General features: G+C 70.7%; 21 protein-coding genes. 12 read left to right on the forward strand and 9 right to left on the reverse strand.

The window, feature by feature from the left end; genetic code table 11:
* Positions 1 to 121 precede the first annotated feature (121 nt).
* Entirely contained in the window at positions 122 to 1,015 is an 894-nt protein-coding gene (locus K7396_RS34840; RefSeq protein WP_086718991.1) for a bifunctional GNAT family N-acetyltransferase/ATP-binding protein, read from the reverse strand.
* A 304-nt stretch (positions 1,016 to 1,319) separates the two neighbouring features.
* Here K7396_RS34840 and K7396_RS34845 point away from each other — a divergent pair, with 304 nt between their 5' ends.
* The 3 genes from K7396_RS34845 (at position 1,320) to K7396_RS34855 (ending at position 4,799) form a co-directional block, all read left to right on the forward strand.
* A complete protein-coding gene (locus K7396_RS34845) occupies positions 1,320 to 2,048 on the forward strand; it encodes a Mut7-C RNAse domain-containing protein (protein ID WP_086719001.1) in 729 nt (242 codons plus the stop codon).
* Positions 2,049 to 2,999: 951 nt separating this feature from the next.
* Positions 3,000 to 3,974, forward strand: a complete 975-nt coding sequence (locus K7396_RS34850) for a hypothetical protein (RefSeq protein WP_086718992.1) — start codon at positions 3,000 to 3,002, stop codon at positions 3,972 to 3,974.
* 126 nt (positions 3,975 to 4,100) lie between these two features.
* Positions 4,101 to 4,799 (forward strand): class F sortase, encoded by a 699-nt coding sequence (locus K7396_RS34855; RefSeq protein ID WP_086718993.1) that lies wholly within the window; start codon positions 4,101 to 4,103, stop codon positions 4,797 to 4,799.
* Positions 4,800 to 5,009: 210 nt separating this feature from the next.
* On the opposite strand, the gene K7396_RS34860 is transcribed toward K7396_RS34855, so the two are convergent.
* Positions 5,010 to 5,684: a hypothetical protein gene (locus K7396_RS34860; RefSeq protein WP_086718994.1), complete on the reverse strand. Its 675-nt coding sequence runs from the start codon at positions 5,682 to 5,684 to the stop codon at positions 5,010 to 5,012.
* Between the two features lie 92 nt (positions 5,685 to 5,776).
* Here K7396_RS34860 and hemC point away from each other — a divergent pair, with 92 nt between their 5' ends.
* On the forward strand, positions 5,777 to 6,712 hold the full coding sequence (gene hemC, locus K7396_RS34865; RefSeq protein ID WP_086718995.1) for a hydroxymethylbilane synthase: 936 nt from the start codon (positions 5,777 to 5,779) through the stop codon (positions 6,710 to 6,712).
* A 198-nt stretch (positions 6,713 to 6,910) separates the two neighbouring features.
* Here hemC and K7396_RS34870 read toward each other — a convergent pair whose 3' ends face one another.
* A complete protein-coding gene (locus tag K7396_RS34870; protein ID WP_086718996.1) occupies positions 6,911 to 7,315 on the reverse strand; it encodes a hypothetical protein in 405 nt (134 codons plus the stop codon).
* Between the two features lie 388 nt (positions 7,316 to 7,703).
* On the opposite strand from K7396_RS34870, the gene K7396_RS34875 reads away from it, so the two are divergent.
* Positions 7,704 to 7,862 carry a hypothetical protein gene (locus K7396_RS34875; protein ID WP_167392785.1) on the forward strand — a complete coding sequence of 53 codons (159 nt, stop codon included), beginning with the start codon at positions 7,704 to 7,706 and terminating at the stop codon, positions 7,860 to 7,862.
* Between the two features lie 144 nt (positions 7,863 to 8,006).
* Here the strand turns inward: K7396_RS34875 and K7396_RS34880 are convergent, their stop codons facing one another.
* The 5 genes from K7396_RS34880 to K7396_RS34900 all read right to left on the reverse strand — a co-directional run bounded on the left by K7396_RS34880 (position 8,007) and on the right by K7396_RS34900 (position 11,508).
* Positions 8,007 to 8,345, reverse strand: a complete 339-nt coding sequence (locus K7396_RS34880; protein ID WP_086719002.1) for an MmcQ/YjbR family DNA-binding protein — start codon at positions 8,343 to 8,345, stop codon at positions 8,007 to 8,009.
* 143 nt (positions 8,346 to 8,488) lie between these two features.
* Positions 8,489 to 8,986, reverse strand: a complete 498-nt coding sequence (locus K7396_RS34885; RefSeq protein ID WP_167392786.1) for a potassium channel family protein — start codon at positions 8,984 to 8,986, stop codon at positions 8,489 to 8,491.
* Positions 8,987 to 9,152: 166 nt separating this feature from the next.
* Positions 9,153 to 10,133 (reverse strand): trypsin-like serine peptidase, encoded by a 981-nt coding sequence (locus K7396_RS34890; RefSeq protein ID WP_086718997.1) that lies wholly within the window; start codon positions 10,131 to 10,133, stop codon positions 9,153 to 9,155.
* Positions 10,134 to 10,362: 229 nt separating this feature from the next.
* Positions 10,363 to 10,782 carry a Rid family hydrolase gene (locus K7396_RS34895; RefSeq protein ID WP_086718998.1) on the reverse strand — a complete coding sequence of 140 codons (420 nt, stop codon included), beginning with the start codon at positions 10,780 to 10,782 and terminating at the stop codon, positions 10,363 to 10,365.
* A 39-nt stretch (positions 10,783 to 10,821) separates the two neighbouring features.
* A complete protein-coding gene (locus tag K7396_RS34900) occupies positions 10,822 to 11,508 on the reverse strand; it encodes an HD domain-containing protein (RefSeq protein ID WP_086718999.1) in 687 nt (228 codons plus the stop codon).
* A 71-nt stretch (positions 11,509 to 11,579) separates the two neighbouring features.
* On the opposite strand from K7396_RS34900, the gene K7396_RS34905 reads away from it, so the two are divergent.
* The 6 genes from K7396_RS34905 to K7396_RS34930 all read left to right on the forward strand — a co-directional run bounded on the left by K7396_RS34905 (position 11,580) and on the right by K7396_RS34930 (position 20,846).
* Positions 11,580 to 12,512 (forward strand): GlxA family transcriptional regulator, encoded by a 933-nt coding sequence (locus K7396_RS34905; RefSeq protein WP_086719000.1) that lies wholly within the window; start codon positions 11,580 to 11,582, stop codon positions 12,510 to 12,512.
* Positions 12,513 to 12,848: 336 nt separating this feature from the next.
* Positions 12,849 to 14,684, forward strand: a complete 1,836-nt coding sequence (locus K7396_RS34910) for a glycoside hydrolase family 15 protein (RefSeq protein WP_152104940.1) — start codon at positions 12,849 to 12,851, stop codon at positions 14,682 to 14,684.
* Positions 14,685 to 15,004: 320 nt separating this feature from the next.
* Positions 15,005 to 16,822 carry a coagulation factor 5/8 type domain-containing protein gene (locus K7396_RS34915; RefSeq protein ID WP_086721167.1) on the forward strand — a complete coding sequence of 606 codons (1,818 nt, stop codon included), beginning with the start codon at positions 15,005 to 15,007 and terminating at the stop codon, positions 16,820 to 16,822.
* A 97-nt stretch (positions 16,823 to 16,919) separates the two neighbouring features.
* Positions 16,920 to 18,338: a purine-cytosine permease family protein gene (locus K7396_RS34920; protein ID WP_086721166.1), complete on the forward strand. Its 1,419-nt coding sequence runs from the start codon at positions 16,920 to 16,922 to the stop codon at positions 18,336 to 18,338.
* A 373-nt stretch (positions 18,339 to 18,711) separates the two neighbouring features.
* Positions 18,712 to 19,848: a CPBP family glutamic-type intramembrane protease gene (locus tag K7396_RS34925; RefSeq protein WP_086721165.1), complete on the forward strand. Its 1,137-nt coding sequence runs from the start codon at positions 18,712 to 18,714 to the stop codon at positions 19,846 to 19,848.
* A gap of 560 nt (positions 19,849 to 20,408) precedes the next feature.
* Positions 20,409 to 20,846: an ATP-binding protein gene (locus tag K7396_RS34930; RefSeq protein ID WP_086721164.1), complete on the forward strand. Its 438-nt coding sequence runs from the start codon at positions 20,409 to 20,411 to the stop codon at positions 20,844 to 20,846.
* 271 nt (positions 20,847 to 21,117) lie between these two features.
* On the opposite strand, the gene fabV is transcribed toward K7396_RS34930, so the two are convergent.
* A complete protein-coding gene (gene fabV / locus K7396_RS34935; protein ID WP_086721163.1) occupies positions 21,118 to 22,326 on the reverse strand; it encodes an enoyl-[acyl-carrier-protein] reductase FabV in 1,209 nt (402 codons plus the stop codon).
* A 463-nt stretch (positions 22,327 to 22,789) separates the two neighbouring features.
* On the opposite strand from fabV, the gene K7396_RS34940 reads away from it, so the two are divergent.
* The gene (locus tag K7396_RS34940) at positions 22,790 to 24,103 is read left to right on the forward strand and encodes a helix-turn-helix domain-containing protein (protein ID WP_152104939.1); all 1,314 of its coding nucleotides are present in this window, start codon (positions 22,790 to 22,792) and stop codon (positions 24,101 to 24,103) included.
* Positions 24,104 to 24,204: the final 101 nt, after the last annotated feature.

Raw genomic sequence — 24,204 nt, forward strand, 5'->3', positions numbered from 1 at the left:
GACAGCCGGCGGTCGGCGGGCTGACATTCTGCGGCCGGCTGGTCGGCGTTCCGGTCCCTCGGCGTCCGACCGCCGGTGTCCCGCGGCGTCCCATCGCCGGTGTCCCACCGCGCCACGCTGCTCAGCAGCGGGCGTGGGCCGTGATGTCCGCGCTGAATTCGTCGACCATTTCCGGGGTGACGGTCGGCCGGCACTGGGCGATGGCGGCGAGATAGTCCTCGGTGCTCGCCCCGAGCCGGCCGGGTGCGCCCGCGCCGGCGCCGACCGCCTCCAGGTCCCGTTCGAAGGACGCCTGGGCGGCCACCCGGGCGGCATGCTCGATGTCGGCCGGGGTGAACAGCTCACTGGCCGCCATCAGCGCCGAGACATCCACCTCGGCCCGGCCGTCCGTGTACCGGGACCAGATCGCCGACCGGGCCGCGGCGTCCGGCGTGCCGATCGGGATCAGGTAGTCGAACCGGCCGGGGCGCAGGAACGCCGGGTCGAGCGAGCGGACGGAGTTGGTCGCGCACACCAGCAGCCGTTCGTCCCGCTCCCGGAAGCCGGGTATGAGCTTGAGCAGCTCGTTGGTCACGCCGTGCAGCCCTCCCGGCTGCGCCGCCTCGCCCCGGACCGGTGCGATCTCCTCGACCTCGTCGATGAAGACGAGGACCCGCTCCAGCTCCGCGATCCGGGCGAACGCGCTGCGCAGGGCCGCCGCGAGACGGCTCACCCGCGCGGCGATCAGCCGCCGCTCCAGCTCCACCAGCAGCGCACTCGCCAGCCCCCGGCCGCGCCAGGCCGCCGAGATGGCGATCCGCATCACCCAGCCCCGCTCACCGGCCACACACGCGAGCGCCGCGCCGATCGGCACACCCTGGTGGACGGCCACCACGGCCGGCTGCCGCGAGGTCAGCGCGCTGATGCACTCGGCGAGCGAGAAGACGGACTCCTGCCCGAGTTCTGCCGTGGAGTCGATCAGGTGGACCACTTCGGCGAGATCGTGCTCGCGGTAGTCGTGGATGAGCCAGTGCACCGGTACCGCCCCTCATTGGTGATGGTGGTGATGTGGTGGCAGCGAGGCTAGGGGCGGCGGGGGAGCGGGTCCCGCTCCAACGTGAACAATCCGCGGCGCGCAAACGCTACGGTCCGTACGTAGCCGGATCCGCCGCGGGCGGGGTCGGCGCTCGGTGCCGGCGCACCCGAGAGATCCGGCCGGCCGATGGTCGACGAGGGCCGGCAGGAGAGCGGCGCGGCGCACCCGCGGCACCGCTCCCACCTGCGGTGACCGGCCGGAATCCGTTGGCTCGCCGGGCCCGCCCGATGGCATGCTGTGCGGCGTGAACGGTCCTGAGATCCATGTCAGCTTCGCTCCCGAGCTGCACCTGTTCGTTGCCTCGGAGTACTCCGCCGCCGGCCCCGCGCCCGTGGTGACCGATGGTTCATCGACGCTCGGCCATGTCGTCGAGTCGCTCGGTGTCCCGCTCACCGAGGTCGGCGGACTCGTCGTGGACGGGACCGAGGTCGCCGTCTCCCACGTCCCGGGGGCGGGCGAGAACATCGAGGTGCGGGCCGTCGAACGCCCGCAGCGGATCCCCGGCGCGCCGCTGAGGTTCCTGCTCGATGTGCACCTCGGCACCCTGGCGCGCAGGCTCCGGCTGCTCGGCGTCGACGCGGCCTACACCAACGAGGACCCCGGTGACGCGGCGCTGGCCACGCTCTCCGCCAAGGAGCAGCGGGTGCTGCTCTCCCGGGACCGGGGACTGCTGCGCCGCCGGGAGATCTGGGCGGGCGCGTTCGTCTACAGCGACCGCCCCGACGACCAACTCCGCGACGTGCTGGGCCGCTTCGCCCCCACGCTCGCCCCCTGGACGCGCTGCACCGCCTGCAACGGGCGGCTGGCCGACGCCGACAAGAACTCGGTCCGCGAGCACCTGGAGCACGGCACGCAGCGCACGTACGACGTCTTCGCGCAGTGCACCGCCTGCGGGCGTGTCTACTGGCGAGGGGCACACCACGCGCGGCTGGAGGCCATCGTCGAGAAGGCGCTCCGGGACAGCACGGCTTGAGGGGAGCGGGGCCGGCCGGCCCGCCGTATGCCATGGGACGGAGGCGACGGCCTGTCGGCTCGGCCCGTCGGCCGTACGAATTCCACACTTCGGGTGAGTTCCTTGGAATGCCCTTGAAGACCGCTTGAGGCACGGTTGGAGGGTCTTTGGAGTGTCCTTGGATTGCCTTTGGAGTGTTCTTGGAGTGCAATGAGCGCCTTTGAGTGACGGCCCGTGTGCGGCGGTCCCTGCGCGGAGACGGATTCCCTCGTTGTCGTGATCGGCCGCTGGTCGTGCGGCGAGGGCGCTGGTCCGGCTTCTGGGCGGTGACCCGTGGCGGCGCCGGCTGCGACGCGGCCGCGTCAACTCGCCCTCCGGCCGCGGGACATATCGCCCCGTCGCGTACCCCGGGGTGAGCCGAGCCGCACCTTGGTCCCCGCGCCGCCGAAATCGTCCCGCTCGTCACGTAGCGGAGGACCTGGCAGCCCCTCTCTTGCCGAACAACCCACTGAAGAAGGGAAGTTGAGGGAATCCGGCAAAGATGGTGACGGAGGCGGGTTCCGCGCCGATCCGCCGGCCCCGCTCGTACGGCCGTGCCGCGTCCGGCCTCGAACACCCGTTGCCGTACGCCGTCGTGTCGGCGGGTCACGGCGGCCCGCGCGCTCGTCGCGGCCCTCGGCGTGTCGCGGAGAGCCCGGCTCGCTGTGGGGGTTCCGGGCCTGGTCGTGGCGCCATGGAGGGCCCGCAAAAGCGCCTCTAGCCCACTCGTTGCGCGACACGCCGACGACGCGCGCCATCCAACGGGTGAATCCACCGGCTTCGGCCACCCGAAGAGCCCACGGCGTCCCTCGAATGCGACGTTCTCCGGTGGTGCGAGGCCGCGATCCGGCTGACGGTGATCACGTCGCCACTGCGATCCGATGGCCGGCAAAGAGTCAGCCTTCGCAGTCGCGCCGAAAGGAACATGTCCCCATGCGCACTGCTCGCACCCTGTTCGCCTCGGCCGCCATCACGGCGGCGCTCACAATCTCCGCCCCCGCTGCGCACGCAATGATCACGGCGGACATTGCCTCGGACAGCACTACTTCCGTCAGCGACGACGACCACGGCAGGAACGGCAACGGCGACCGCGATCACGGGCGCGGCGGCGACCGCGACCACGGCCGTGGCGGCGACCGTGACCACGGCCGTGGCGGCGACCGCGACCATGGCCGTGGCGGCTACGGCGACCGTGACCACGGCCGTGGCGGCTACGGCGACCGCGACCACGGCCGCGGCGGTGGCCGCGACAACTGCCGTGACAACGGCCGTGGCGGCTACGGCGACCGTGACCACGGCCGTGGCGGCTACGGCGACCGTGACCACGGGCGCGGCGGTGGCCGCGACAACGGTCGTGACAACGGCCACGGTGGCTACGGCTACGGCGGCCGTGACAACGGCCGTGGCGGCTGGGGCGGCGACAACTGCGGCGGCGGCGACCGGCGCCCGAGCGGCGGTGTGCACACCGGTGGCGGCGCGCTGGCCAAGGTCGTCGTGGCCGACTGGGACCAGGGCAGCGGCTACGGTGACGACCACGACAAGCACGGGCGCGGCGACCGCGACCACGGGCGCGATGGTGGCGGCCGCGACGGTGGCGGCCGTGACAAGGGTGGCTACGGCGGCGGCCGGGACGGTGGCGGCCGCGATGGCGGCGGCTACGGCGGCGGCCGCGATGGCGGCGGCTACGGCGGCGGCCGGGACGGTGGTGGCTACGGTGGCGGCCGCGATGGTGGCGGCTACGGCGGCGGTGGCGAGCACCGCAGGCCGCACGGTGGCATCCACACCGGCGGTGGCGGCCTGGCGACCGGTGGCGGCATGGCTGCCGGCTCCGTGCTGATGCTCGGTGGTCTCGGTGCCGGTGCGTACATGCTGCGTCGTCGCAACAGCTCGGGCGCTGCGGCGGCCTGATCCGGCTGCCCCATACGGGGGCCGCTGCGCTGTCGCGGCCACCGTTCCTCGTGGACGGTGGCCGCGGCGACTGCATTACCGATGGCCCCTACGTCTCGTCGCCCCGTTCATGAAAGGCACCTGCACATGACCGCCCAGCAGTCGCCCCAGCCGAATGCGAACCCATCCCGGACCGCCAACTCGTCGCGCCCCGTCGGCCGCGGCCTGCTGTGGTCCGCGGGAGCGTTTCTGCTGGGCTCCCTCCTTGTCTACAACTCCGTGGACACGTCTGCGGACCCCAAGCCCCCCTCACGCCCCGCCGTGGCGTCCTCCGTCGCGCCACACACCTCCGCGGACCCGTCAGTGCCCGATCTGGCCCTGTCGCGTTCCGCCCCGAAGCGGGTGACGATCCCGCAGATCGCCGTGGACGCACCCTTCACCCAGCTGACCATCGGCCCGACCGGGCAGCTCAACGCGCCGCCGGCGGGCAACAGGAACCTCGTCGGCTGGTACAGGGACGGTGCGGCGCCGGGCGAGCGCGGCTCGGCGATCATCGCCGGGCACGTGGACACCAAGACCGGACCGGCGGTGTTCCTGCAACTCGAATCGCTCAAGCCCGGCAACTCGATCAACATCACCCGTGAGGACGGCATCATCGCGACCTTCAGGGTCGACTCCGTCGAGACCTTCAGCAAGGCCCGGTTCCCCAACGACCGCGTCTACGCCGATGCCCCCACCGCGCAGCTCCGCGTGATCACCTGCGGTGGCGCATACGACAGGAAGGTCAGGGACTACGTCGACAACATCGTGGTGTTCGCCCACCTCGCCTCGTACCGACACGTCTGAGACCGTCGTCCGGGGCGCCCAGCCGGGGAGGACTCTCCTCCTGGGCGTCCCGGGGTGACAAAGGATCCGTAGGACAAGCAGCCCAGGCCGAGAACTCGTCGGCCTGGGCTGTGGCGTGGGCGCGGGTGAGGGCGTCGACGAGGGGGTGGTCGGCTTCACCGCGCCGATTCTGCCGCGGCTGGACGAGACCCCGGCCTTCCAGCGCGGCCTTCACCCCTCCCTCCGGGCCTCCTCCTGCACGTTGCCGTACCAGCGCCATGCGGTGCGGCGGGGGCGCCCCGGCAGCTCGGCGCGCCCCGTGGCCCACAGCAGGGTGGGCCAGGGATCGGCGGCCTCCTGGACGTCGGGGAACAGCCGGACCAGCACGCGTGCGCACACGTCGGCGGGCGGGTTCCAGGCGAGCCCGAGCCCGGTCGCCAGGTCATGGGTGTGCACCAGGGTCTCCAGGGTGCCCATGGCGGCGAAGCCCTCCGGGTCCGACACCCCGAACACATGATGGGCCCGCACCTGCGGCGACGCCGTACGCACCATGGCCACCAGCAGGGCGCCGCTCGCCTCCAGCACCTGCAGCAGCCCGGCAGGCCCCGCCGCGCGGTCGGCGTGCACGGCGTTCGCGGGACCCCCGGGCCGCCGACTCTGCCATACGAAGGGCACATTGCCCTCCAACGGCGGCCTCCGCGGGCCCAGTTGCACGGCGTAGGCGAAGAGATCGTCACTGAGGTGCTCGACGGTCTCCCAGCAGTCCCACTCCAGCGAGCCCGCCTTACCGTCCCACCCGGTCGGGGGAGCCGTGTGCAGTACGGCGACCGCGAGCTGCACGGCGCGGTCGAGATCGTCCGCGGCGACGGCGGACGACGGGCATGCGGCTGCGGCTGATCGCGACATGGGTGGACCGTACCTTGAGCACCGGGGGAGCGCGGGCGGAACGGGGCCCGATGGTGTCCGTGACAGGGGGCCTGACGGTCTATCGTGGGCCCATGTCCGCCCCTGAACTCATCCGTATCGTCTCCCGCGACTCGCCGATGGCCCTGGCCCAGGTGGAGCGCGTCCGCGCCGAACTCGGCGCCCTCCATCCCGGCATCGCCACCGAGGTCATCCCGGTCAAGACGACCGGTGACCGCTGGATGGGAGCGCTGTCCCAGGTCGAGGGGAAGGGGGCGTTCACCAAGGAGGTCGACGCCGCCCTCCTGGCCGGCGAGGCGGACCTCGCGGTGCACTGCGTCAAGGACATCCCGGGCGACCGCCCGCTGCCGGCCGGCACCACCTTCGCCGCCTTCCTCGAACGCGATGACGTCCGGGACGCACTGATCCACCCCGGCGGACTCACCCTCGACGAGCTTCCCGACGGCACCCGGATCGGCACCTCCTCGGTCCGCCGGATCGCGCAGCTCGCCGCCTCCCATCCGCACCTGCAGTGCGTGCCGATGCGCGGCAACGCCAACCGCCGTATGGAAAAGCTCGCCGCGGGTGAGGCGGACGCGCTGCTGCTGGCCGTCTCCGGCCTGGAGCGGATCGGCCGTACGGACGTGATCACCCAGATCCTGTCGGTGGACGAGATGTGCCCGCCCATCGGCGCGGGTGTGCTCGCGCTCCAGTGCCGCGAGGGCGACACCGGCACCATCGACGCCGTCAGCGGCCTCGGCCACCCGCAGACCTTCCAGGAGACCACCGCCGAACGCATGCTGCTGCACGTGCTGCAGGGCCACTGCAACAGCCCGATCGCCGGCTACGCCAAGACCGACCGCCGCGGCGAACTGTCCCTGCGCGCCTGCGTGTTCACCCCCGACGGCAAAACGGTACTCAACGCCCACGAATGGGCCGGCCCGCTCACCCCGGAGACCCTCGGCACCTCCGTGGCCGTCGCCCTGCTCCGGCAGGGCGCCCGCGAGCTGATCGACGGGATTGCGCACTGAGAACGGCTTTTCTGGCGGGCTGGGCGGCTCCGGTCGACTGCGGGAGGACCTGGCGGCCGAAGTCGGGGCGGAGGTCTCGGTGACCGGCCGGGGGCGGCCACCGGACCGCCCGTCCACCCCGGCCGCGGCCGAGGAGTTCGCGGCGCCGGCGGCCCAGAGGTCGTCCGGGCCGCATGCGCCACGCTGTTGAACCCGGCCCTACCGCCCCAGGGTTTCCGTCTCCCACGGCACGACGACCACCTGATCGTCGTCCTCGTAGATGACCCTTCCCGGGTTGGCGGACTCGATCCGCACGCACGGCACGTCGTGCGCGGCGAGCAGTTCCAGGTAGCCGTCCACCCGCTCGATGAGATGCACGGCCTGGGTCTTGAACCACGCCACCGCTCCCGGGTGGAGATCGCGGTCGTAGACCGTGGGATCGCGGTGTGACGGGTTGGTGTAGTGGGTGTCGTACCAGTCGTTGCCGGTGCGCCAGAAGCGGTACTGCTCGTCGGTCAACTCGCCCCGCCGGGCGAGGTCGTTGGCCAGGGCGAAGATGCCGGGGAAGTGCCCTCTCCGGCTGCGCGTCGTCCCCTGAAACCTTACGTATAACGCCCTGTCCACGAGATCTCCTCCACTGATGTGTCGAGCACCACTTCACCCGCTGTCCTCCCCGCGCTCAACTCGACTCAATTCGGCTCAACTCGGCGCGGTGTCGGGTGGCCGTGTCAGGCTGTCGGGGGAGGGGTGTGGGCGTTTGCGGGAGACCGTTCCGCCGGGTCGGTAGTGCGATTCGGACGTTCCTCCCTCAACGGTCTCGGGCTCTGGGATGATCTTTGCGTGCCTGCCGCGCTCATGACACGATGTCCAGCGCCCACGCGGGGGAGCGGCGGTCGAGTGGGGACGGCCTCCCTTGGGTGCACCGAGTATTCCACTGTGGTGCTCCCTGCCTCCCGGAGCGGCGGGAACCTACCGAGCCGCCGTCACAATCACAAGGGAACCGGACACCGACATGAGCACCTCCACGCGCACCGCCAGCCCCACCCCCATCTACGAAGAGCTCGTCGAGGAGCACGGGGACATCCTCGCCGAGGCCCGCGAGGCCGCCGAGCGTTCCCAGCAGACGGCGTCCCAGGCGCTGGACTGGAGCGATCTGCGCCGCCGGCCGTGAGGTGCGGTGGCTTGCCGACGGCCCTCGCCCCGGCTCGTCTTCCTTGCCCCGTTTCGGCGTCCCTCGACGGAACATGGTGAGTGAGAACGCTTCGGCCGGGGACGGGCGTCACGCAGCACTGCCCACCGCTCGATCCGTCTCGTCTCACCCGGGAAAAGCATCGACGAGTCGTGTCGGAGCTGCTTGTTTCCAGGAGTCCACGAGGATGTCCCGCAGCTCGTCCATGTCCTCCAGCTCGGCCAGCCGCACCCGCACCCAGGCGGAGGCGGCTTCGTGCGGCGGGACCCAGAACTTCGCCGGTTCCGCGGCAATCAACTCCCGCCGCTCGTGAATCGGGCATCGCACGGCGAATGACGTCTCATCGTCGGGGATCGTGATGAACATCTTTCCGGCGACCCGGAATGTGGGCATGTCCCAGGCCACCTTCTCCACCGTTTCGGGCAGGGAAAGGGCGATACGGCGGACGTCAGCTGAATCGATCACGATCACCAGCTTAGACGCGCGAGGACGGCGCCCTTCTGGGTTTCCTCGGCCGCGAGCCACTGTCTCCGGGCAGGGATCGTCACCAGTAACCGGGAAGCAAAGCCCGGCTCGGCCCGGCCCGGGCCGACGACCTCGTCCCTCGGTCAAGAGGGGGAGCGTGACCCCTTGTCCCGGATCAGGTTCTCGACGTGGTCGAAGCGCTCGTGCAGCGTGTGCAGCTCCGAGCGCAGCGCCTCCGCGTCCTCGCGGGCATGACTTCCCACGGCCTTGCCCATGCGGATCACGTCCTGCTCCGCGCGGCCGACGAACCAGGTGGCAAGGGCGGCCGTGATGACCCCGAATGCCGTAATGGCGCTGAGCATCAGGAATGAGGCAATGATGCGGCCCCATAGCGTGACCGGATAGAAGTCCCCGTAGCCCACTGTGGTCGCCGTCTCGATCGACCACCACAAGGCCCTCGGATAGGACGTGATATTGGCGTGGGGCGCACCGGATTCGGCGACCACGACCAGGGCGGCCCCGCCGAGAAGTACCGCGGTCATGACGAGGGTGACCCAGAACGCGGCTTGTGCGTGAAGCCGGCGCCACGATTCATTGCCGAAGAGGCGGTTCAAGACGGACAAGAGAAACGACGGCACCACCGGGCGTCACCTTCCACTGCGGGTCTGGTGGGAAACCAGCCTTGAGCCATCGCTGACATTAACAGGGCCCAAGCCCATGCTCGGATATGTCGATGAGTGAAGCCGCGGAAGGCGTAGGGGAAGGAGAGGAGAAGGGTGGGCGGATATTTTCTCGACCTGGCCCTGCTCACTTCGATGGCTGAATGGGGTGTGGTGTGGCAGGTGTGTCGCCGCGGACGGCGTGCAGATACAGCGCGAGCGTGTCGGCCGTGAAGTATGAACTGTAGGAGACGTCGGGGAAATCGCCTCCCGTGTGATATCCCCCGATGACGCCGATCAGGGCGTAACCGGTGAAGTCCCTTACCAGGAAAGGCCCTCCGGAGGTGCCGCCGATGTAGCCCGCGCAGGCGATCTCCAGGAAGTCGCCGGGCGCGGCCGGGTCGGTGCTGGTGTAGCGGTGCGTGGACGAGGTGCAGTCCAGGGGCTTGGGGTGGGTGGTGTCGCTGTTGCCGGGGTAGCCGATGAGCCGTACCTTCCGGTGGTCGTAGCCCGGGTACGGGAGCAGGTCGAAGCCGCCGGTCACCTCCTCCACCTCGGCCCCGTCCTCCCTCGCGGCGAGCCGCACCACGGCGTAGTCCCAGCGGGCCCCCGCGGCCGTACCGAGGTCGTAGTAGCGCTGGTCGAGGTAGATGCGCTCGACGGGGTAGATGCCGTGGGGCTTCAGGCCGTCGTGGTACTGCGGCACGAACGACAGGTGCCGCTTCGGGTCGGGAGAGCGCAGGCAGTGGGCGGCGCTGACCACGAGATCGTGGTGTGGGCTGCGGACGACCGTGCCGCCGCAGAACCGGCCGGTGTTGCTGCCGTCCGTCCAGAAGAAGGTCCCCACCTGGGGGAGGCCGTCGAAGGGGTGGCTCGGCGGAGAGGGTTCGGCCGCCGGGCGCCGGGCCTGCGAACTCCTGGCGGCTACAGCTGGTTTCGCTGCCGCCATCCGCTGTGCGGTCCAGTAGGTGTCGGCCGATGCGGCAGGGCGCCCGGGTCCGTCCGGCGGACTTGCGGCGTACGCGCGGGAGCCGGGCGGGAGAGCGAGCGGCAGGGCGAGCGGCAGTCCGAGAAGCAGGGTGGTGAGCAGGAGGGTGATGCGGCCGCGTGCGGCAATCGGTCTGCTCATGATCCGGGTCCTCCCCAGGTCGGGCACGGCGTACGGGACGGGGGACTGATACGAGGCGAGCGTGCCATCGTCCTACGGGAGGCGGGCGCGGGGCGAGAGGCCCGGCCGGAATTCCCGCTGGCGGGTGGGAGAGTTCGCGCCGGTTGCCGGAAGTGGGCCGGCCGCGCGGGCGTGGTGGAGCTGTGGTCCCGTTACCGGGCCGGACTCCCGGCCCGGTAACGGTGGCCTGTCAGGAGACGTCGGGATAGGCGGCGGTGGCCCGGATTTCGACGAGCAGCCCGGGACTGGCCAGTCCGCTGACGCCGATCAGTGACCAGGTCGGGTAGGGGGGATTGATCAGCTGCGCCTTGGCCTTGGAGAAGCCGGCCAGGTGCTGGTGGATGTCGACGTGGTAGCTGGTCACATCGACGAGCGCGGACAGGTCGATCCCTTCCAGCCGGAGGATTTCCTCGATGCGCCGGATGGCGATCCCGGTTTGTTCCTCGATGTCGTCGGGGATGGTGCCGTCGGCGCGGCGGCCGATCGTGCCGGCGATGAAGAGATGCCCGTGCGAGCGAACCGCGGCGGAGTAGCCGAAATTCGCGAAAGCACTGACGGTTTTCCCGAAGACCTCGGAGTCCTGGGGGATTTCGACGGTGTGGATGGCCATGTGTGGTGTTTCCCTTTCGTTGTGGCCGAATGGTGGGGGTCAGTTGCCCCAGCGGGACGAACGGCAGGAGTGCTCCATCCGGGTCCGGCCGAAGGTCTCGCGTTCGCGGAGGAATTCACCGGGGATCGCGTAGCGGGGCGCGTTCTTCGGGTTTTTCGCGGCGTGCGTGACAATCGCGTCGGTGAGCGAACGGGCCATGTCAAGGCGTGGGTACGCGGCGTGCACGGCATCGGCTTGCTCGTCGGTGAGCGCCTCGACGTGGTCGTTTCCCAGCGGTTCGCCGAAGTCGAGGGTGACGCCTTCGCGGACGAGCAAGCACAGCGTGCCGCGGCGCTCCGCGATACCCGGCGAGGTGTGCAACGCGATCGCCTGCCACACCTGATCGGCGTCCGAGGTGGACACCCCGCGTCCGACGAGGAACTCGGCTGCGCGATCGGCGCCTTCGACCTCGAACCGCTGACGGTGCGGGCCGTCCGGCGCGACACCGAGGTCGTGCATCACGCACGCGGAGAACAGCAGGTCGTCGTCGTAGTCGCGGCCCGCGGACAGGTCGAGGCGGCCCGCCACCAGCCGGGCGAACAGATAGCTGCGGACGCTGTGGTTGAACACCGACGGTGTCTCCACCGAGCGGATCAGACCCACCACGGCCTCGGCGAGCGGTGTACGGGGCAGTGCGATGAGGTCGGCCGACGCCTCGGTGGCCGCCTCATGAAGAGCTTCGGTCATGCCTTCAGCGTGCCTGGAACCGCTCTGACCTGGTGATAGGCAATATTGCCGTACGTCGATAGGATATTGCCATGACGGCTCATCGGATTGCGATCCTGGCCCTGGACGGGGTCATGCCCCTTGACCTGGCGATCCCCGCGCAGATCTTCGCCACTCGGCCGGAGACCCCGTACGAGACGACCGTGTGCACCTCCGCCGCGACGGTGCACACCACCGGGGCCTTCACGGTGCACGCCGAGGGAGACCTGGAGCAGGTACGTGCCGCCGACACCGTGATCGTGCCGGGCACCCAGCCACCCCGCCGGCCGCCGGAAGCCGTGCTCGCCGCACTGGCCGAGGCGCACGAGCGGGGCAAGCGGATGGTGTCGATCTGCACGGGCGCCTTCGCGCTGGCCGCGGCCGGCGTGCTGGACGGTCTGCACGCCACCACCCACTGGCAGTACATCGATGATTTCGCACGCGACTTCCCGGCTGTGTCGGTGGATCGCGACGTGCTCTACGTCGACGAGGGAAACGTCCTGACCTCGGCCGGGGTGTGCTGCGGCATCGACCTGTGCCTGCACATCGTGCGCCGCGACCTCGGAGCGGTGGTCGCCAACCGGATCGCCCGCGGCCTGGTCGCCGCCCCGCACCGCGAGGGCGGACAAGCTCAGTACGTGCCCGCCCCCGTCGCGGTGGCCGGCGACGCGTCGCTGTCCGGCACTCGCGAATGGGCTCTGCAACGCCTCAGCGAGCCGGTCACCCTGCGCCAACTCGCCCGGCACGCAGGCATCTCACAGCGCACCCTCATGCGCCGATTCACCGAGGAGACCGGCACGACCCCCTTGCAGTGGTTGCTCCACGCCCGTCTCGGCCGGGCACGAGAACTCCTGGAGACCACCGACCACCCGGTGGACCGCGTCGCACAGGACTGCGGACTCGGCACGGCCGCCAACCTGCGACTGCACTTCCGACGCGTCCTGGACACCACCCCCACCGCCTACCGGCGCACCTTCGGGAGCTGAAGCCGCCACGACAGACCCACGCCCGCCACAGCCCCCGCCGGGCAGCCCGGCCCACTGGGCCCGGCTACCTGCCCATGCGGGATGGCGGTGGTAAGCGCGCGGGCAGTGGCCGGGGCGCTCCGATACCCACCGTGGAAAGTGGCTACGTACAGTGATGTTCGCCCAGATGTCCGTGGTCTCCAGGTGACCAGGCACTCCGGCCACGTACCGCCCTGTCGCCCCGAGCCCGTCCCGCCCCCGCGCCCTCCGCCCCCGCCCTGAGGCAACTCGCCGCCCCCGATCTCGCGGAGGTAATCTGAAGCGACTGCTCCCGCAGCCCCGTCCCGGGGAGGTCGTATGACCGCCGCTGTGAGCCTCCGCCCGAGCAGGGCGGACGCACTCCGCTATACCCCCATCGCCGAGCACGGCCTGATCGGGGACATGCGTACGGCCGCGCTCGTCGGCACCAACGGCACCATCGACTGGTACTGCTGCACACGATTCGACGCACCCAGCGTCTTCGCGTCGATCCTGGACGCCGACCGGGGCGGCGCCTTCGAACTGGCCCCGGACGTCCCGGCCCGGACGAAGCAGTTCTACTTCCCCGACACCAACATCCTCATCACCCGCTTCTTCGCGGACCACGGCGTCGGCGAGGTCCAGGACTTCATGCCGATCGTCGGTGACTCACGCGAGGCGGACCGCCACCGGCTGATCCGACGGGTGCTCTGCGTACGAGGGGCACTGCCCTTCACCGTCCGGGTGGCGCCGCGCTTCGACTACGGGCGCAGCACGCACACGGTGCGTACCCGGCAGGGCCAGACCGTCTTCGCCTCCCCGGACCTCTCGCTGGCGCTGACCTCCAGTGTTCCGGTGGAGATCGACGGGCCGGACGCCATCTCGTCGTTCCTGCTGGGCGAGGGGGAGACCGCGGTCTTCGCGCTGGACCGGATCGGCGACGGGGTCGAGCCGCGGGCCTGTCCGCTGGCGGAGGCGGAGGACCTGTTCGGTGCCACGGTGCGGTACTGGCGCACCTGGCTGTCGCACTCGCGCTACCGGGGGCGCTGGCGGGAGATGGTGCACCGCTCCGCGCTCACCCTCAAGCTCCTCACCTACGCCCCCACCGGCGCCATCGTGGCCGCGCCAACGACCAGCCTGCCCGAACGGGTCGGCGGCGAGCGCAACTGGGACTACCGCTACGCCTGGGTGAGGGACTCCGCGTTCTGCATCTATGCCCTGCTGAGGCTGGGCTTCACGGACGAGGCGAAGGCCTTTGTGCGCTTCCTGTCCGAGAACCTCTGTCTCCAGGACGGCCCCGACGGACCGCTGCAGATCATGTACGGCATCGACGGCCGCAGCGAACTCCCCGAGGAGGAACTCCTCCACCTGGAGGGCCATTTGGGCTCCTCGCCCGTCCGGGCCGGCAACGACGCCGTCAACCAGCTCCAACTCGACATCTACGGGGCCCTCATCGATTCCCTCTACCTCTACGACAAATGGGGGGAGCCGCTGTCCAGCGATCACTGGGCCACCGTCGGCACCCTGGTCGACTGGGTCTGCGAGCACTGGGACCAGCCGGACGAGGGCATCTGGGAGACCCGCGGCAAGTCCCAGCGCTTCCTGTACTCACAGCTGATGTGCTGGGTGGCGATCGAGCGCGCGATGCGGATCGCCACCCACCGGGGCCTGCCGGCGGACATGCCCCGCTGGGCGCGGGCCCGCGACGCGATCTATCGGCGGATCATGCAGTGCGGCTGGTCGGAGAGGCGGAAGGCGTTCGTCCAGCACGAGGGCGACGATGTCCTCGACGCGTCCGTCCTGATGATGCCGCTGGCCAAGTTCATCTCGCCCACCGACCCGAAGTGGCTCTCCACCCTGGACGCGCTGGGCGAGGAGCTGGTGTCCGACTCCCTGGTCTACCGCTACGACCCACGTCGCAGCCCGGACGGACTGCACGGTGAGGAGGGCACTTTCTCGATCTGCTCCTTCTGGTACGTGGAGGCACTGTCCCGCGCCGGCCGGGTGGACGAGGCGCGGCTCGCCTTCGAGAAGATGCTCACCTACGGCAATCACCTCGGGCTGTACGCCGAGGAGATCGGCCACACCGGCGAGCAGATCGGCAACTTCCCCCAGGCCTTCACCCATCTCGGCCTCATCAGCGCCGCATTCAACCTGGACCGGGCCTTGGGCTGACGGCTCCTGCGCCCCGCCGGCGCGGCTCGCTTCCCTACGCGGTCAGGGGCCCGTCGAGCGTGCCCTTCCGACGCGCCCGCCCCGCTTCTCCCACCGACATGTACTGAACGCGGGAGCGGGAGGGAGGGCAGGGGGCGGAAGCCGGAAAGAAGTATGAGTAACTACCGCTAAATGGCGCATAGTTGACAGTTGATCAGCTTCTTCTTTCGGCATTCCCGGCAGAAGTCTTGACGGGTCGTTCACAGGTGATGAACATGCGTCGGGCAAGAGAGCGCTCCCATGAACATCACTCGTTCACTTCCTGAATCAGGAGAGCCGCTATGCCCACACCCCCCACGTCCTCGACGGATGACACGGCCTCCGGTACGCCGAGGCCCTCGCGTCGTGGAGTTCTCGCCGCGATGACGGCCGCGCTCCCGGTCGTCGGTCTTCCGGCGCTCCCCTCCCGGGCGTCCGCCGCGCCGGTCGCCACCGCGCCGGCCGCCGCCGCGCTGCCGGGCGGTGGCGACCTGGGACCCCATGTGCTGGTCTTCGACCCCGCCACACCCGGCATCCAGGGCAAGCTCGACGAGATCTTCCGCCGGCAGGAGAAGGCCCAGTTCGGAGACGGGCGGTACCAACTCCTCTTCAAGCCGGGCACCTACCACGGCCTGAACGCCCAACTCGGCTTCTACACCTCCATAGCGGGCCTGGGCCTCTCGCCCGACGACACCACCATCAACGGTGATGTGACCGTCGACGCCGGCTGGTTCGACGGCAACGCGACACAGAACTTCTGGCGCTCGGCCGAGAACCTCGCGCTCCGCCCCGTCAACGGCACCAACCGGTGGGCCGTGGCCCAGGCGGCACCGTTCCGGCGGATGCACGTCAAGGGCGGGCTCAACCTGGCACCCGACGGCTACGGCTGGGCCAGCGGCGGCTATATCGCCGACAGCCGCATCGACGGCACGGTGGGCCCGTACTCCCAGCAGCAGTGGTACACCCGGGACAGTGCGGTGGGCGGCTGGAACAACGCCGTCTGGAACATGGTGTTCTCGGGCGTCGAAGGAGCGCCCGCGCAGAGCTTCCCCCACCCGCCCTACACGACCCTCGACACCACACCGGTCTCCCGCGAGAAGCCCTTCCTGTATCTCGACGGGGCCGACTACCGGGTCTTCCTGCCCGAGAAGCGCACCCACGCCCGCGGCACCACCTGGGGCAACGGCACGCCCCGCGGCACGTCCCTGCCGCTCGGCGCGTTCTATGTGGCCAAGCCGGGCATCGACGCGGCGACCCTCAACGCCGCGCTGGCGCAGGGGCTCCACCTGCTGCTCACGCCCGGGGTCTACCACCTCGACCGGGCGATCGAGGTGCGGCGCGCGCACACCGTGGTCCTGGGGCTGGGCTACGCGACCCTCGTCCCGGACAACGGGGTGACGGCCGTGAAGGTCGCCGACGTCGACGGAGTGCGGCTCGCCGGCTTCCTGATCGACGCCGGCCCGGTCAACTCCGCCACCCTGCTGGAGGTCGGCCCCGAAGGCGCCTCCGCGGGTCACGCCGAGCATCCGACCACGGTCCAGGACGTCTTCATCCGGATCGGCGGGGCGGGCGTCGGCAAGGCGACCACCAGCATGGTGATCAACAGCAACCACACTCTCGTCGACCACACCTGGGTCTGGCGCGCCGACCACGGCGACGGCGTGGGCTGGGACATCAACCGGGCCGACTACGGGGTCCGCGTCAACGGTGACGACGTCCTGGCGACCGGGCTGTTCGTCGAGCACTTCAACAAGTACGACGTGGAGTGGCGCGGCGAGCGGGGGCGCACCGTCTTCTTCCAGAATGAGAAGGCGTACGACGCCCCCGATCAGGCCGCGGTGCAGAACGGCGGCACCAAGGGGTACGCCGCGTACAAGGTCGCGGACGGGGTGACCACGCACGAGGGGTGGGGCCTGGGCAGCTACTGCTACTACAACGTGGATCCCACCATCCGCCAGGACCACGGTTTCGAGGCGCCGAACGAGCCGGGGGTGACGTTCCACGATCTGCTCGTGGTCTCCCTCGGCGGCAAGGGCCAGTACGAGCACGTGATCAACGGCGTCGGCGCCGCGACCTCGGGGACCTCCACGGTGCCGTCGACGGTGGTGTCGTACCCGTGAGCGGCACCGGCCGGCGGCGCCGTGCCAGGGGGCCGTGACGGGTTGGCCGTCCACGCGGCCTACCGTAGGGCGGCGCATCTGTTGAGCCTGGAGAGTCATGACCATCGAAGAATCCGCCTTCCGAGGGCGGATGCCTGCCCGGACCGGTGACCTGGCGGTCGAGCGGCACGGCATCGAGCCGGTGCCCGAAAACAACCGCTACGGAAAATCTGCCCGCCTTTTCACCGTGTGGTTCGCCCCCAACCTCACCATGACGGGGGTGTTCTCCGGCACCGTGGGCGTCTCCCTGGGGCTGGACTTCTGGACGGCGCTCACGGCCATGGTGCTCGGCACGATCGTCGGCGCGGTGCCCGCCGCGTACCTGGGCACCTGGGGCAGCCAGACCGGGACGGGCCAGCTGCCGCTGTCGCGGCTGGCCTTCGGCCGCGGTGTGGCGCTGCCCGGCATCATGCAGTGGCTCTCCTCCGTTGCCTGGGACGCGCTCATCGGCCTCTTCGGCGGCGAGGCGCTGGCCCAGCTGCTCGGCTGGCCGTTCTGGCTGGGCGCGCTGGTCGTCCTGCTGCTCCAGGGGGCCGTCGGCGTCTTCGGCTACGAGGCGCTGCACCAGCTCCAGCGGGTGATGACCTTCGTGCTCGGCGCCGCGTTCCTGGTCCTGAGCGTCAAGCTGCTGGGCGGGGTGCCGCTCCCCGCATCGGGAACGGCGCACGGTGCCGACCGGCTCGGGGCCTTCGTCCTGACCAGCACCGTCGCGCTCAGCCTGGCCATCTCGTGGGCCCCGTACGCCTCGGACTTCAGCCGCTACCTGCCCCGTACGACGTCCCGGCCCCGGATGTTCTGGTACTCCGTGCTCGGCATGGTGCTCTCGTTCGGCTGGGTCCAGGCGCTGGGGCTGTGGGGAGCCGCGCTGTTCACCGATCAGACCGCCGCGGGCGTGCACGGCCTGCTGGGCGGCGGGGTCCTCGGCGCCTGCGGTCTGCTGGCCATCGCGGCCGCCGCGGTGTGCAGCAACGCCATGAACGACTACAGCGGCTCCCTGGCGCTCCAGACGGCCGGCATCCGGGTGCCGCGGCCGCTCGCCGCGGCGGCCGCGGCCGTACTCGGCTTCCTGCTGGTGCTGTGGATGCACGCCGCGGACACCACGACCCGGTTCCAGAACCTGCTGCTGTTCGTGGGCTACTGGATCCCGGGTTTCGTGGGCATCGTGCTCGTCGACGCGCGGCTGCGCGCCAGGGCCCGCCGCGGCGCGCCGATCGATGTGGCGGCCGAGTTCGCCCGCCCCCAGCCGTGGTGGCCGGCGTGCCTCGCGTTCGTCGTCGCGTTCGCCGCGGCCGTGCCCTTCATGGACACGACCGTGTTCATCGGCCCGGTCGCGGCCGCGCTGCACGGTGCCGATCTCGCGTACTACGTCGCGTTCGTGGTTTCCGTGGCCGTCTATGCCCCTCTGCGGCTCCTGCTGAGTGCCCGTGCGGACCGCGGGGCGGAGCAGGCCGCGGCCACGCCGGGCGCGGGCGGGTAGGGGCGGCACCAGCACGGTGCCGGGCGCGGCGCCGTCCTCCGCCGTGCCGTCATCGGGCTCCTCCGCCGCATCGGGTACGGCGCCTGGGTCGGGGGATGTAGTCCCCGGCCGCGCCGGCTCATGCCGGAGGAGGGTTTGCCGGTCCGTTCGTGTCGGGCCTGCCGGGACGCGGCTTCATCACCGGTGCCAGGGGCACACGTAGCTCTCGAAAGCTTGCGGGGTGCGGCGGTCCGGTGCCCGCCCGGGTGCTTCCGGAGCCGGGGCGACGAGTCCCACCGGCCCGGTTCGCTGCGCACGGAGGAATCCGGCGGACGACGCGAACGCACACGGACGTACCCGGACGCCCCTCCCGCCGGACGCGAAGGGAGAGCCGATGACCACGACGCACGGCACGACGCCGGCTCGGGGCTCCGCGGGGCGGGCCTGGGGGCGAGCGCTGCTCGGCGGCATAGTGATGGCGAGTGCGCTGGGAGCCGGGAACGCGCTGGGCGAAGCCCTCGCCCGGCTGCTCGGTGCCGACGGCTACGCGCGGCAGCTGCTGCCCGCCGTCCTGGTGAGCGCGCTGGCCGTCCCCGCCGTGCTGGGCCTGCGGGCCGTGCGGTCGGTGCGGCGGCTTCCGATGGGGCTCGGGCCCCGGACCGCGGCGCCGCTCGGCTTCCTCCGCGGTATGGCCGTCACCGTCTCCTGTGCCGCCGCCGTGCTCGGCGCCGGCACGGCACTCGGGTGGGTCCGCTGGTCCGGCCTGGACCCGGCCGCCCTCGCCGCCTTCCTGGTGGGCAACGCCCTGGTGGCCGTGCTGCTGGAGGCACTGCCCGAGGAGGCGACGCTGCGGGGCTACGCCTGGGTCTCCTTGCGCGACCGGCTCGGCGGCGTGGTCTCCGCGCTGGGGACGACCGTGGTCTTCCTGCTGGTGCCGGGGGTGTCCACGGTGGTGCAGGCCGGGGTGTCCCGGTTGGTGGGCGTGGCGCCCGTGCCGATGGGGCTCAGCCCCGAGGGGCAGGATCCGGTCGCCTATCTGGTGCTGCTCACGGTCTTCGGCCTCACGCTGGTGGCCGCGCGGACGGCGCCGGGCGCCGCGCCGCTGTGGACGGCGATCGGCACCCACGTGGCCTTCCTCAGTGTCAACCGTGTCGTGTTCGAGGGCGTACAGCGCGATGCGGGGTGGTCGGCGAAGGTCGCACCGGCCCACGCCGCGGTCCTCGAACTGGGATATCTGGCGGCCACGGCGCTGGTCTTCGTCGTGGCACGGCTGGTGTCGTCGCTGGTACGGGCGCGGGCGCGGCGGCTCGGGACCGGGCATCCGTCGGCGGCGACCGCACACAGCGTCGGCGACTGGACCGCGGTCGGTCCGCTGCCCGTCCCGGCCGAGCGGGACGGGCGGCAGGCCCCGGACATCGAGTGGGCGCGGGCGTCCTCGGGCGTCGAGCGTGTACGGGCGGCGGGCGCCGGCCGGCAAGGGCTGTCATGTGACCGGCGGGGTGCGCGGGTGTTCCGGCGTAGCGGAGTTTGACGGTTATGGGGGAATTGTTCGTGTTTATTGGTGTGGGGTGGAAATGAGCGGACGGGTGGTCGCCGGTCCGGCCCGGTAATCGGTGCGGGCGGGACGGCACGAGGGGCGAGGGGCCGGTGGGCAGCGCCGGAATCCCCTCGCCCCTTGCCGTGCGACGCCGTGAAGGAATCGACTTTTACCCATCGGGTCGAGAAGCAAACAGCCGTAATTTCCGATTGTTCTCGGCGGATGCGGGCACGCGATTGTCCAGAGGATGATGACGGTGGTTCCGCATCTGCCGGTACCGCCTCTCGCGCTGATCCTTTCGGCGCGGAGGCGCGGGGCAGGCCGTATGGGTATGCGGTGGTCGCACCAGCAGTCCGGCTGCCGAAGCGGCGTGAGGTGTTCCACAGCACGCCGCTCACCCTTGTCCGCTAAGGGCGGGCGAGGTGCCGGCCATTCCACCGTCGCGGCGAAACAAAACATTTCGTCCGACCTCGGAGAATTGTGGTTGATAGCCCGGGAAGAGGGCAAGCTTTCCGGCCTGAAGGCAAGTCCACGCGATTGAGGTGAGCTTTATCATGAGCACCGCCGAGGCCCCGCGCACCCTGACGGCGTCGCCGGTGCTGGAGCTTCAACTGGACTGTCGATCCGAAGCCGTCGGGCCCGCACGGCACCTTGCCACCGCCTTTCTGGAACAACTGGAACCCGCCGTGGAGAAGGACGCCAGGGAAGCCGTGATCCTGGTGGTCTCCGAGCTGGTGACCAATGCGGTACGGCACGCGGGCGGAAGGGCCTGCTCCCTGCGGCTGCGGGCCGGTCCGGAGTCGGTGGTGGTCGACGTGCACGACTCCAGCCCCGCGCTTCCCCGCCCCCGTACCCCCGACGTCACCGGTGAGGGCGGCGGTTTTGGATGGTCGATGGTCTGCCGCATTGCGACCGTCGTGAAGATCGATCGGGAATCGGCCGGTAAAACCGTGACCGCGATCATTCCCCGCCTGGGCCACGGTTCTTCCTGACCGGCCAGGCCGTGGCCGGTGAGCCACGGCCGAGCGCACAACGATCCGCCACGGCGGAGCACCGGGTCGACCGACCGGTCCCCGGATGACGCGAGGAATATCGCCCCCGCTGGACCGCCCCGATGGCGCTGGGTTGAGAGTGCGTCACCTTTCGGTGAACCCTCGTCAATCTCCCGCCGCGTGAATTCCCGGGCGACAGCACCGAATTCGCCGTGACGGCACGACAACCGTCGCGAAAACTCACTCCTTCCGGTCGGCATATTTCTGCGGATCAGGCAGCGGCGTCCGGCCAGGGAACTTGCGTCGCGGTCGGGGCCGTGTAGTCGATTCCCGGTACCGCGAAACCGTAGAGGCGCTGGACCTCGGCGTGGAACCAGTCGAGATCGGCGAGGCGGGTGATGGTCTCGGTCGTGGCCGACTCCCAGCGTTCGGTGACGGCGGCCTGGACCGCGCTGTTGAGCTCCCAGCCGTCGAGCCGGACCCGGCCGTCCTCGTCGGTCTCCAGCGGCCGTACGCCGGTCAGCTGGTCCCACAGGTCGGCCAGCTGGGCGATCGGCGGCACCATCCCCTCGCCGAGCGCCCCGCGCAGCAGGCCGACGTAGAGGGCGATGCCGGGGATGGCGGTGGAGGACTGGGTGACCGCGGCACCGTTGACGGAGGTCACCGCGCGGCCGCCGACCAGCTTGGCCAGACGCTCGTCGAGCGTGCGGGCGGTCGCTTCGAGATGGGACTTGGCGGCGCCGATGGTGCCCTGCCGGTAGATCCCGTCCGTCAGAGGGGAACCGATGTACGACAGGGCCGCCGTGCTGAATCCGTCGGCGAGCAGACCGCGGTCGGCGAGATGGTCGACCCACCGCTCCCAGTCCGCGCCGCCCATCACCGCCACGGTCTGCTCGATGTCGTCGCCCTCGGCCGGCGCGGTCTCCACCTCCTTGACCTCCGGCGTCCCGTCGCCGTCGAAGACGAGGGTCTTGGTGCGGTACGCCTCGCCGATGGGCTTGAGGGCCGAGGCGTAGACGGCACCGGTCTCCGGGTCGGTGCGCCGCGGTGCGGCAACCGAGTAGATCAGATGGTCCAGACGGCCGAAGCGCTGCCGCAGGACGTCCGCGACCTGGTCCTTCATCGCGTCGGAGAACGCGTCGCCGTTGAGGAACACCATCTCGTGGCCGTGCCGGCGGGCGAGTTCGGCGGTGGCGGCGGTGCGGTACCAGCCGGCGGTGGCGGTGCGCCGCTCGGTCGGAGCCTTCTCGAAGCAGACGCCGATGCCGCGGATGCCCGTCCGGGCGAGGCCGGCGATCGTCGCGGCCAGCCCGTAGCCGGCCGAGCAGCCGACGATCAGCGCCACCGGAGCGTCATCCGGGACACGGGCAGGCTCGGGGGCGGCCTCCCACATCTCCTGCACCAAGCGCTCGCAGCCGGCCGGGTGGGAGTCGAGGAAGAGGAAGCCGCGGCTGCGCGGGCTGATGACTCGTTCGCTCATGACGCACGTCCTTCGGTTCGTCGAGTTCGTCGCGGTGGAGAAGCGGCCGCCACCGGAGTACCTGCCGCCCTGCCAGTCTGCGACGCCGTACCTCCCCATGATCGTCTCGGCGGAGACAGTGTTGGCGGGGTGGTTTTGGAGGGTTCTCCTCAGTTCGGGCCGTGGGAGGTCTTCCCAGCCCTTCGCGCCTCGAATGTCCGGGGGCGGCCGGCAGGCGGTGGGCTGGGTGGCGGGGCCCTCCGGAGGTGCATCGGATTCATGATCTCCACGAGTTGCGGAACGGCGGAACGCGGCGAAACGCCGGTGGCGTAAGCGTCCCTTCCTGCGGAGAAGTGGATTTGCCCGGGACGAAGCGGAGCGTGATGAAACCGATAGCAAGCAATGCGTGAAGAGTATGTGAGAGTCGGTGTGATGCGTGGCACACTCCCTTCACCGGTCGCGAGCGACGAGGGGGGCGAGCGGGATGCAGCGGATTCCTGTGTGGTTCGGTGCGGAGTTACGCCGGCGAAGGATCGAAGCGGGGCTGTCGCTGGGAGAACTGGCGACCCTGATTCGCTTTTCCAAAGGTCACTTGAGCAAGATCGAACGCGGTGTGAAGGCGCCCAGTCATGATCTTGCCCAGTTATGCGACAGCGCCCTCAACGCCGGCGGGAAACTCAGCGGACTGATATCCGCACCCGAGCGCGGCGCCACCGCGACACCCCTCGCCGAAGCGGATGTCACCACGCCCTGGACATTACGCATGCACGCCGGCGGCGAGAGCGACTTCGTGGCATGGGACCCGGCGTCGCCCGGTGCCGGGATCATGCCCGCCACCCTGGTGAGTTGGTCCCTCGCACCCCCTCCCTTCGAAAGCGGGGAGTCGAATGCGGCATTGCCGTACTTCCGCAATGTCTTCGACGAGTTCCGTCGGATGGGGCAGCTCTTCGGGCCCGCGGTGGTCGCCCAGCTCTGCATCGCCGCCACCAGCGCCCTGCGGGGCATGGCGCACCAGACGCGCCCCGCCGACCGGGACGCCGTCCTCCGGCTCGCCTCCCGGTTCGCGGAGTACACCGGCTGGATGGCGCAGGAGGCGGGCAGCGACGCGGCGTCGCTGTGGTGGACCGAGCAGGCGGTCCAGCTCGCCGCGGACAGCGGGGACGACGAACTGGCCGCCTACGCCCTGGTCCGCCGGGCCGAACTCGCCCTGTACGCAGGCGATTCGGTGGCCACCGTCCAACTGGCCCGGCGGGCCGCCCAGCAGGCCCGCAGTGCGCGCATCCGCGGACTCGCCGCACAGCGCGAGGCACAGGGGCATGCGCTGGTGGGCGACCGTGACGCCTGCCGCCGGGCCCTCGACCGCGGTGCGGAACTGACCGCCGGCGCGGCCCCACCGGGCGGTGAGGAGCCGGTTCTCGGCAGTATCCACCTGCCGGATCTGACGGCCTTCGTCGCCGGCTGGTGCATGCACGATCTCGGTTCCCCGGCGGAGGCGGTCACCCTGCTCGGGGACGGTCTGGACGCCATTCCGCCGGAATCCCGGCGGGCCAGGGCCCGATACGGCGCCCGGCTCGCGCTCGCACTGGCGAACGTCGGCGATATCGAACAGGCCTGTGCGATCGCCGAATTGGTCGCCTCCCATGTCGCCCTCATCGACTCGGCCACGATCCGCGCCGATCTGCTGCGGCTGAGTCGTGCACTCAATCGTTGGCCAAAGAATCCCACGGTCCGCCGGACCCTTCCACACCTCGCGATCGGTCTGCACACCCACCGGGCCGGCCCGGAAAATCCGGCCTGACTTCTCACCCCTCGGCCCGCCCCGCGCGAAGGCCCCCGAAGAACCCCGTCCCGCCGCATCCGTGGTGTTCCGTTGCCCGGCCAAAAGGCCCGGGGCAACGC

The sequence above is a fragment of the Streptomyces angustmyceticus genome (assembly GCF_019933235.1).
Taxonomy (GTDB): domain Bacteria; phylum Actinomycetota; class Actinomycetes; order Streptomycetales; family Streptomycetaceae; genus Streptomyces; species Streptomyces angustmyceticus.

Coding starts and splice junctions, on each gene's coding strand:
- K7396_RS34895 (WP_086718998.1), bottom strand. CDS start 10,782: ATGGCCATCCACACCGTCGAAATCCCCCAGGACTCCGAGGTCTTCGGG.
- K7396_RS34940 (WP_152104939.1), top strand. CDS start 22,790: ATGCAGCGGATTCCTGTGTGGTTCGGTGCGGAGTTACGCCGGCGAAGG.
- K7396_RS34855 (WP_086718993.1), top strand. CDS start 4,101: ATGACCGCCCAGCAGTCGCCCCAGCCGAATGCGAACCCATCCCGGACC.
- K7396_RS34920 (WP_086721166.1), top strand. CDS start 16,920: ATGACCATCGAAGAATCCGCCTTCCGAGGGCGGATGCCTGCCCGGACC.
- fabV (WP_086721163.1), bottom strand. CDS start 22,326: ATGAGCGAACGAGTCATCAGCCCGCGCAGCCGCGGCTTCCTCTTCCTC.
- K7396_RS34910 (WP_152104940.1), top strand. CDS start 12,849: ATGACCGCCGCTGTGAGCCTCCGCCCGAGCAGGGCGGACGCACTCCGC.
- K7396_RS34900 (WP_086718999.1), bottom strand. CDS start 11,508: ATGACCGAAGCTCTTCATGAGGCGGCCACCGAGGCGTCGGCCGACCTC.
- K7396_RS34850 (WP_086718992.1), top strand. CDS start 3,000: ATGCGCACTGCTCGCACCCTGTTCGCCTCGGCCGCCATCACGGCGGCG.
- K7396_RS34890 (WP_086718997.1), bottom strand. CDS start 10,133: ATGAGCAGACCGATTGCCGCACGCGGCCGCATCACCCTCCTGCTCACC.
- K7396_RS34925 (WP_086721165.1), top strand. CDS start 18,712: ATGACCACGACGCACGGCACGACGCCGGCTCGGGGCTCCGCGGGGCGG.
- K7396_RS34905 (WP_086719000.1), top strand. CDS start 11,580: ATGACGGCTCATCGGATTGCGATCCTGGCCCTGGACGGGGTCATGCCC.
- hemC (WP_086718995.1), top strand. CDS start 5,777: ATGTCCGCCCCTGAACTCATCCGTATCGTCTCCCGCGACTCGCCGATG.
- K7396_RS34860 (WP_086718994.1), bottom strand. CDS start 5,684: ATGTCGCGATCAGCCGCAGCCGCATGCCCGTCGTCCGCCGTCGCCGCG.
- K7396_RS34930 (WP_086721164.1), top strand. CDS start 20,409: ATGAGCACCGCCGAGGCCCCGCGCACCCTGACGGCGTCGCCGGTGCTG.
- K7396_RS34915 (WP_086721167.1), top strand. CDS start 15,005: ATGCCCACACCCCCCACGTCCTCGACGGATGACACGGCCTCCGGTACG.
- K7396_RS34875 (WP_167392785.1), top strand. CDS start 7,704: ATGAGCACCTCCACGCGCACCGCCAGCCCCACCCCCATCTACGAAGAG.